At 67.2% G+C, this 7926-nt stretch carries 9 protein-coding genes and 1 pseudogene; 3 read left to right on the forward strand and 7 right to left on the reverse strand.

Annotated features, from left to right (window positions below):
• Positions 1–212, reverse strand: a pseudogene (locus GBZ48_RS35280) (hypothetical protein); the annotation flags it as partial.
• Positions 213–345: 133 nt separating this feature from the next.
• Complete coding sequence (locus GBZ48_RS35285) at positions 346–816, reverse strand: putative toxin-antitoxin system toxin component, PIN family (RefSeq protein ID WP_246307684.1); 471 nt, start codon at positions 814–816, stop codon at positions 346–348.
• Between the two features lie 158 nt (positions 817–974).
• Between GBZ48_RS35285 and GBZ48_RS35290 the strand changes: the two genes are divergently transcribed.
• Together GBZ48_RS35290 and GBZ48_RS35295 are read left to right on the forward strand one after the other, a co-directional pair.
• Positions 975–1334 (forward strand): response regulator, encoded by a 360-nt coding sequence (locus GBZ48_RS35290; RefSeq protein ID WP_174475283.1) that lies wholly within the window; start codon positions 975–977, stop codon positions 1332–1334.
• Between the two features lie 5 nt (positions 1335–1339).
• Complete coding sequence (locus GBZ48_RS35295; protein WP_174475284.1) at positions 1340–1978, forward strand: chemotaxis protein CheC; 639 nt, start codon at positions 1340–1342, stop codon at positions 1976–1978.
• A 31-nt stretch (positions 1979–2009) separates the two neighbouring features.
• Here GBZ48_RS35295 and glyS read toward each other — a convergent pair whose 3' ends face one another.
• From glyS to GBZ48_RS35315, 4 genes are all read right to left on the reverse strand, one after another.
• Positions 2010–4097 carry a glycine--tRNA ligase subunit beta gene (glyS, locus tag GBZ48_RS35300; RefSeq protein WP_174475285.1) on the reverse strand — a complete coding sequence of 696 codons (2088 nt, stop codon included), beginning with the start codon at positions 4095–4097 and terminating at the stop codon, positions 2010–2012.
• A gap of 4 nt (positions 4098–4101) precedes the next feature.
• Positions 4102–4998 (reverse strand): glycine--tRNA ligase subunit alpha, encoded by an 897-nt coding sequence (locus GBZ48_RS35305; RefSeq protein ID WP_109051634.1) that lies wholly within the window; start codon positions 4996–4998, stop codon positions 4102–4104.
• 144 nt (positions 4999–5142) lie between these two features.
• Positions 5143–5442: a hypothetical protein gene (locus GBZ48_RS35310; protein WP_246307686.1), complete on the reverse strand. Its 300-nt coding sequence runs from the start codon at positions 5440–5442 to the stop codon at positions 5143–5145.
• Positions 5443–5573: 131 nt separating this feature from the next.
• The gene (locus GBZ48_RS35315; protein WP_174475287.1) at positions 5574–6023 is read right to left on the reverse strand and encodes a hypothetical protein; all 450 of its coding nucleotides are present in this window, start codon (positions 6021–6023) and stop codon (positions 5574–5576) included.
• A gap of 361 nt (positions 6024–6384) precedes the next feature.
• On the opposite strand from GBZ48_RS35315, the gene GBZ48_RS35320 reads away from it, so the two are divergent.
• A complete protein-coding gene (locus GBZ48_RS35320; RefSeq protein WP_246307685.1) occupies positions 6385–6930 on the forward strand; it encodes a GNAT family N-acetyltransferase in 546 nt (181 codons plus the stop codon).
• Between the two features lie 265 nt (positions 6931–7195).
• Here the strand turns inward: GBZ48_RS35320 and GBZ48_RS35325 are convergent.
• Positions 7196–7926 (reverse strand): hypothetical protein (locus tag GBZ48_RS35325; protein WP_211106008.1); only part of this gene is annotated, 731 nt, incomplete at its 5' end.

The following is a 7926-nucleotide window of genomic DNA, read 5'->3' on the forward strand; positions in this document are numbered from 1 at the left end:
GGTGGGGCCGGGGGGGCGAGCGGCAGGGTCGCGACGCTTGCCGCCATCGCCGCCGCCCGGGGCAGCGGTGCGGCTTCCCGCACCACGTCCACGGCGACCTGGGCGGCCATGGTCGAGGGGGCGGCACCCGTCGCGGAAGCCCGCGCGCGGCGCGGCTTGCGCACCGGCTCGCTTTCCGGCAGGTCGTCGAACAATAGCCGTTGGACGCTCATCGCTGCAGATGCCCCCTGCGCTCCATCGATGCCGCCAGCGCTGCAGCGGCCAATCCCGTTCACTCGCAGTTTGCGATGTGTTCTCTTTTCATTCTAGAAATTGCGGTCGGTTTGTCGAGTGGATTCTGTCGGGCTATGCCCGGGGGGCATCCTGGACGGCCACCGTTTCGAGGAATCGCTCGGGCCGCAGCACGCGTGTGGCGCCGGCCTGGCGCACGGACAGGAGCTGACGGTCGACCGTCACCAGCCAGGGAACCGAGCCGCCGACGGCGGCGGCCAGGAACATGTCGTCCTCCGGATCGCGGCACAGCCGACCGACCGCAGCCGGTGCGACCAGAGTCATTTCCTCGCCGACCCGCTCTAGGAAGGCGCGGCGATCGGTCGCGGTGGCGTAGCGGTCGAAAGTGGGGCGCATCAGCACCTCACGGAGCTCCGCCAGCGTTTCGCTGCTGCCGACGAGGCCGCGGTCGGCCCGCACCCGTTCCACGCACCGGCGGATCGCGTCGTGGCGCCGGGCAGCAGCACTTCCCAGCAGCGCATAGGCCACCAGGATGTTGGTGTCGAGCACGGCCCGGACCGCTGTGTGTACAATGGGGGCAACCATGTCGGGGACGGCTTTGTCGGGACTGAACATTGATATATTGCAGCGCTGTGTCGGTTGAAGTTGTCGGGCCTGATACGAGGCGTCTGTTGTGGGCAGGAACGCTTTGCGGTAATAACCCGGTAAGGTGTGAACGGACTCTTTAGGACGGAAGTATCGGCATGACCAGCATCCTCGTCGTCGACGACAGCCGACTTGCGCGCAATATGGTTTCCAGCGTTATCGCCTCCTTGCGGCCGGACTGGACCATCGTAACCGCGGCGAGCGGCGAGGAGGCGCTCGAGATCGTCGGCGAGGTGCCGCCGGTCGCCGCCATCGTCGATTACAACATGCCGGGCATGGACGGGCTTGTTCTCGCCGAACGGCTGAAGGAGCGTTTCGTCGGCCTGCCCATCGGGCTGCTGACCGCAAACGTCCAGGACACGCTGAAGCGCAAGGCCGAGGCGCTGGGCGTCCGCTTCATCGCCAAGCCGATCACCTCGGACAAGATCCGCGACTTCCTCGCCGCGGCCGGGCAGTGACGACGATGGGACAGCCCGGATCGGTTCCATCGGCGGACAACCCGCTCCGTCTCGACGCCGACGAGGCCGATGCCATCGCCGAATTGTTCAACATCGGCATGGGCGAAGCGGCCGCCGCCCTCAGCTCCATGCTGGGGGAGGAGGTTCATCTGTCGGTGCCGTCCTTCGCAGTCTCGACCCGTGCCCGCATCACCAGCGAGGTTGGCGACGAGCTGGATGGCGAGCAGCCGGTCTGTGCGGTGCGCGGTGCCTTCACCGGCCCCTTCACCGGCGAAGCGATGCTGATCTTTCCCGAGCGCGGCACGCTGGCCCTGGTCGGCCGCCTCATCCCCGTCGACCCCGCTGCCGAGGCGCCGGGCGAGATGGAGCAGGACGCGCTGACCGAGATCGGCAACATCATCCTGAACGGCTGCCTCGCCAGCCTGTCCAACCTGATCGGCGGCGAATTGTCGGGTGCGGTTCCGGGCTATGGCGCCGGCGCGCCGGCGGCGGTCATCGGGTCAGGCACCGATCCGGTGCTGTTCGTGCGCATCGACATGGCGCTGGCGGCCGGCGATGCCAGCGGCCATGCGCTGTTCCTGCTGGACATCGCGTCGCTCGATGCCTTTCGCGAGGCGATCCGGCGGGCTCTGGCGGGGCTGTAAAAAAAGGGGGCGCGAACGCCCCCCGATTTCATCACCCCTCGATCTTCGAGAAGTCGGCCACCGCGTTCAGCGTCGTGCGGATCTGCGTCAGCAGGCGCAGGCGGTTGGCGCGCAGGTCCTTGTCCTCTGCGTTCACCGTGACCTTGTCGAAGAAGGCGTCCACCGGGCCGCGCAGCTTCGCCAGCGCCGCCATGGTGCCGGTGAAGTCCTCCGCGTCCAACTGCGGCTTCGCAGTGGCGGAAGCCTCGTTCAGCGCCGCGAACAGCGCCTTTTCCTCGTCTTGGGCCAGACGGTCGGCGTCGACCGGCTGGTCGAAGGTCGCACCGTCCTTCTTCTCCTCGATGCGGACGATGTTGGACGCGCGCTTGTAGGCCGCTGCCAAGTTGGCGCCCTCGTCGGAACCGACGAAGGCCTGCAACGCCTTCACCCGCGCCAGCAGCCGCACCAGATCGTCCTCGCCGCCGAGCGCGAACACGGCATCGACCAGATCGTGGCGGACGCCCTGTTCGCGCAGCACCACCTTCAGGCGGTCGGCGAAGAAGGACATCAGATCGCCACCGACATTGCCGGCCGGTGCAAAACCGCTGACCTTGTAGGCGCCGTGGGCCGCCGCGAAGATCTCGCCCAGCTTCACCCGCAGCCCGTTCTCCAGCACCAGACGGATCACGCCCAGCGCGGCACGGCGCAACGCATACGGATCCTTCGACCCCGTCGGCTTCTCGTCGATGGCGAAGAAGCCGACCAGAGTGTCGATCTTGTCGGCCAGCGCCACCGAAACCGAAACCGGAGCGGTCGGGCAGCTGTCCGACGGACCCAGCGGCTTGTAATGGTCGGCGATGGCGTTGGCGACGTCGGCGCTCTCACCCTGGCCAAGCGCATAGTAGCGGCCCATGATCCCCTGGACCTCGGGGAACTCTCCGACGACCTCAGTCACCAGATCGGCCTTGCACAGCAGCGCGGCCCGGCTGGCGGCGTCGCTGTCAGCGCCGATGGCGCGGGCGATCTCGGCGGCCAGCAGCTGCACGCGGGTGACCTTTTCGGCCACCGTGCCCAGCTTGGCGTGGAAGGTGATCTTCTCAAGCGCCGGGACGCGGGCCTCCAGCTTGGTCTTGCGGTCCTGGTCCCAGAAGAACTTGGCGTCGGACAGGCGGGCGCGCAGAACGCGTTCGTTGCCGGCGACCACGGCCTTGCCACCATCCAGCGTCTCGGTGTTCGCCACGACGATGAAGCGCGGGGCCATCCTGCCGTTGGCATCCAGCACGGCGAAATACTTCTGGTGGGTGCGCATGGAGGTGATGAGAACCTCTGACGGCACGTCCATGAAGCTCTCGTCAATGGACCCCATCAGCACGACCGGCCATTCGACGAGGCCGGCGACCTCCTCCAGCAGGGCATCGTCGGGCGACAGGGTCAGGCCCTGGGCCTTGGCCAGCGCCTCGGCGTCGGCCTTGATCTTGGCCTTGCGCTCCTCGCGGCTGAGCACGACCTTGGCGGCGCGCAGCTTCTCCTTGTAGTCGGCGAAGCTCTCCACCGTGAAGGCGTCGGGCGCCAGGAAGCGGTGGCCGCGGGTGGAGTTGCCGAAAGTGACGCGGCCCTGGGTACCGCCGATGTCATAACCGCCGTCGAGCACGCGCCCGCCGAACAGGGCGATGATCGAGTGCAGCGGACGGACCCAGCGCACGGTGCCGGTGCCCCAGCGCATCGACTTCGGCCAGGGCAGCTCGGCCATGGCGGCGGGGATGATCTCCGCCAGCACCTCGGCGGTCTCGCGGCCCTTCTTCTCCGTCACCGCGAAGTAGAAGACGCCCTTGCCGGTGTCGCGCTGCTCGCACTGGTCGAGGCTGTCGAGGCCGGCCGACTTCAGGAAGCCGGCGACCGCCTGCTCCGGCGAGCCGACGCGCGGACCCTTCTTCTCTTCGCGCACGTCGGCGGTGCGCTCCGGCAGCCCGCCGACCACCAGCGCCAGACGGCGCGGGGTGGAATGGGCATCGGCGGCCGTGAAGGTCAGGCCGTTCGCCGCCAGCTTGTCGGTGACGAGGCGCTTCAGGTCGTCGGCGGCCCGCGCCTGCATGCGGGCGGGGATTTCTTCGGAGAAGAATTCGATCAGGAGTTCGGTCATGGGTTTACTTCGCCCCCGTCCAGGCTTCGCAGCAGGCCTTGGCCAGCGTGCGCACGCGGCCGATATAGGCTGCGCGCTCGACAACGCTGATCACGCCGCGGGCGTCCAGCAGGTTGAACAGATGCGACGCCTTGATGCACTGGTCATAGGCGGGCAGCGCAAGATTCTGCGCCACCAGCGCCTGACACTCGGCCTCGGCGTCCTTGAAATGCTGGAGCAGCATGTCGGTGTTGGCGAACTCGAAATTATGCTTCGAGTATTCGATCTCGGCGCGCTTGAACACGTCGCCGTACTTCACGCCCTGCCCGTTGAAGTCCAGGTCGTAGACATTCTCCACGCCCTGCACATACATGGCGAGGCGCTCCAGGCCATAGGTCAGCTCGACCGCGACGGGGTCGCATTCGATGCCGCCGACCTGCTGGAAATAGGTGTACTGCGTCACTTCCATGCCGTCGCACCACACTTCCCAGCCCAGGCCCCAGGCGCCCAGCGTCGGGCTTTCCCAGTCGTCCTCGACGAAGCGGATGTCGTGCAGCGCCGGGTCGATGCCGATGGCGCGCAGGCTGTCCAGGTAAAGCTCCTGCGCGTTGGCCGGCGAGGGCTTCATGATGACTTGGTACTGGTAATAGTGCTGCAGGCGGTTCGGGTTCTCGCCATAGCGGCCGTCCTTGGGCCGGCGCGACGGCTGGACGTAGGCCGCCTTCCAGGAATCGGGACCCAGCGCGCGCAGCGTGGTCGCGGGGTGGAAGGTGCCGGCGCCGACCTCCATGTCGTAGGGCTGCAGGATGACGCAACCCTGCTCCGACCAGAACTGGTGGAGCTTGAGGATCAGGGCCTGGAACGACAGGCCGCGGCGGTCGGCGGAATTTCCGCCGTCGGAAGTCCCGATCTGGGAGGCCATGGACGGTCCACAATAGAAATGTTGAAAACGCGCCGCACGATAGGCGGGCGCCACCGTCAAATCAAGCCGCAGCGCGGCAGATCGCGCCGCCGCGGCATCGTATCGGGGGAGGGCGGGAGGCGATTCCCCCCGTCGGCGACCGCGTCAGCGGCCGTAGGGACAGGCCGGGCGGCCGCAGGACACCGCGGAGCGCGGGGCGACATAGGCGCCGCATTCCGGGCATTTCTCCATGTCCTCCGCCTCCATGGCCGGGGCGGGCGCGCCGGCACTGCGCGCGGACGCGCCGCCGGCTGCGCCGTCACGCCGTCCGTGCTGAGGAGGGGCGTCCTGGCGACGGGCGGCGTTGCGGGCGCGGCCGATCTCCTGCACGCGGTTGACCCAGCGCCAGCCGAACCAGACCGCGCCGATCACCAGCGCAAGAAGAATAATCTTGGACAAGGACATCATCGCCGGCAACCCGTCTGATCTCCCGCGCATTCAGCCCGCAGGTGACGGGAAGTCAAGGAAATAGACGGGGGAGTGGAGGGTGGGGGACCGCCGCGAGAGCATGCGGCGGTCCAGCGATAGCGACAGGCTTATTTGGCGGCGACGGCCGGGCGCCAGTTGTAGACCGGAACGACGCCATAGGTGCGGGTCATGTCGGCCTGTCGCACGCTGCGCACCAGAACCTCCGTCCCGGTGGCGACGCGGATGTCGGTTCCGAGCAGTCCGCAATCCTCCGGCACGATGTTGATGCACTGGGTGGCGTCGACCCGGCTCAGCACGATGTCGAAGGGCAGGCCGTTGACGGCATAGACGCCGAGCAGGCCGGGGGCGGAGGTGGCCGTGCGCAGGGTCACCACGCCGGCCGGCAGCGCGCGGTCGCTGGCCGCGGTCGGACGCTGGTTGTGGCTTTCGTCCCACACGGGCTTGCCCGAGGAATCCAGCTTGGACTGGGCCGCAGCGCCGCCGCTGAAACCGGTGAGGGCCAGGGTTGCGCCGCTCACCGCCGCCAGGGCCAGAATCGCCATCCGAAACCGCGACATCGTTATGCTCCGTACTAATGTCTGTTCTTTTTGTCCGCCCGGGCCGCATGGAACGGTTGGGCATCGCCCTATTATATGGGATCCGATTCACGGTGTCGCTCTAGCCCAGACAGCCTAATGTGTTCGGTCAAGGTCATGTTGTGCAGTGGTGGTGCCGACAGTTCGCTCTGGACGCAGGTTCGATGCTTGTGAATGATGTTTCTTGTATCCGTTGCCGAACGGGTTTCGATAAATACGCTTCGGTTGTGAAGCTTTCGCCCTGATCTTTCCCTCGGGCGGTGTGTAGGAGGGTTCTCGCGGCATGGCTGCGCTTATTGCTGATGATCGAGGCGGCGCGATGATGGTCCCCAGGGATGAACCGATGCTGGAAACCGCTCGCCTGATCCTGCGGCCGACCCGGGCAGACGATTTCGATGGCTGGGCGGCGATGATGGCCAACCCGGAGGGAACCGAGTTCATCGGTGGCGTGCAGTCGCGTCCGGTTGCCTGGCGCGGTTTCCTGTCGATGGCGGGCGCCTGGTCGATCCAGGGCTTCGCCATGTTTTCCGTCATCGAGAAGGAGACCGGCCGCTGGGTCGGCCGGGTCGGGCCGTGGGTGCCGGACGGTTGGCCGGGGCCGGAAATCGGCTGGGCCATCATGCGGGATTGCTGGGGCCGGGGCTATGCGGTCGAGAGTGCTGCCGCAGCCATCGACTGGGTGTTCGACCATCTCGGCTGGACCGAAGTCATTCACACCATCCATCCCCGCAACACGGCCTCGCAGGCGGTGGCACGCAAGCTGGGGGCGGAGGTGCGCGGGACAACCTTGCTGCCTGAACCGGTCAACCCGCCGGAGGCGGATGTCTGGCACCAGACGCGCGAGGAATGGCGCGCAAGGCGGCATATTGCGGAAGGCATGTTGCTCTAAAGCCATGCGACCTCCTTGCCGTTGTCGGGAGCGGCAGTGCCGGACTTAAAATTTCCGGGGCAATCGCGGATTCTTGTGCATTTTCACTAGAATTTTTGCGGATTGCCTATGCTATTGGTTTAGCCGTTGCATTCCATTCGCAGCAATCCTATTGGCTGACCGATTGCAGGAGGGGCCCGTAAATGGCCAAGGAACAGGCACTCGCCCTCATTAAGCGCCTCGCCACCGACGGCGAATTCCGTAATCAATTGAACGCCCTCGATATTCAGGGCAAGCAAGCCCTGCTGGCACAGAGCGGGTTCGGCGGTGTCCTTCCCGACCATGTCCACAGCGCCGCCGCCGACGCCTTCAACTCCCTGACGGGCAAAGAGAGCGGTCTGGACAGCGCCGTTGCGGTCGAGTCGATTGCGACCGCCGCCTCGGCTTCGGCGACGTCGGCTTCCGCCACCTCCGCCTCTGCCACATCGGCGTCTGCGACTTCCGCCTCCGCCACTTCGGCCTCTGCCACGTCAGCTTCCGCCACCTCCGCGTCGGCATCTCCGGGCCCCGCCTTCTCCGCCTCCGCGCAGTCGGCATCCGCCTCCGCTTCGGCGTCTTCGGCGTCGGCGACCTCCGCTGCTGCACAGTCTGCGTCGGCTGTTCCGGCTCCGGCCTTCTCTGCGGTCGCCGCTCCGGCGTCGGCGTTCTCGGCTGCCGCGCAGTCTGCGTCGGCTGTTCCGGCTCCGGCCTTCTCTGCGGTCGCCGCTCCGGCGTCGGCGTTCTCGGCTGCTGCACAGTCTGCGTCGGCTGTTCCTGCCCCGGCCTTCTCTGCGGTCGCCGCTCCGGCGTCGGCGTTCTCGGCTGCTGCACAGTCTGCGTCGGCTGTTCCTGCCCCGGCCTTCTCTGCGGTCGCCGCTCCGGCGTCGGCCTTCTCGGCTGCCGCACAGTCTGCGTCGGCTGTTCCGGCCCCGGCCTTCTCGGCGGTTGCCGCTCCGGCGTCGGCGTTCTCGGCTGCCG

This window comes from Azospirillum melinis (genome assembly GCF_013340935.1).
GTDB lineage: Bacteria > Pseudomonadota > Alphaproteobacteria > Azospirillales > Azospirillaceae > Azospirillum > Azospirillum melinis.

Coding starts and splice junctions, on each gene's coding strand:
- GBZ48_RS35285 (WP_246307684.1), bottom strand. CDS start 816: ATGGTTGCCCCCATTGTACACACAGCGGTCCGGGCCGTGCTCGACACC.
- GBZ48_RS35290 (WP_174475283.1), top strand. CDS start 975: ATGACCAGCATCCTCGTCGTCGACGACAGCCGACTTGCGCGCAATATG.
- GBZ48_RS35295 (WP_174475284.1), top strand. CDS start 1,340: ATGGGACAGCCCGGATCGGTTCCATCGGCGGACAACCCGCTCCGTCTC.
- glyS (WP_174475285.1), bottom strand. CDS start 4,097: ATGACCGAACTCCTGATCGAATTCTTCTCCGAAGAAATCCCCGCCCGC.
- GBZ48_RS35305 (WP_109051634.1), bottom strand. CDS start 4,998: ATGGCCTCCCAGATCGGGACTTCCGACGGCGGAAATTCCGCCGACCGC.
- GBZ48_RS35310 (WP_246307686.1), bottom strand. CDS start 5,442: ATGTCCTTGTCCAAGATTATTCTTCTTGCGCTGGTGATCGGCGCGGTC.
- GBZ48_RS35315 (WP_174475287.1), bottom strand. CDS start 6,023: ATGTCGCGGTTTCGGATGGCGATTCTGGCCCTGGCGGCGGTGAGCGGC.
- GBZ48_RS35320 (WP_246307685.1), top strand. CDS start 6,385: ATGCTGGAAACCGCTCGCCTGATCCTGCGGCCGACCCGGGCAGACGAT.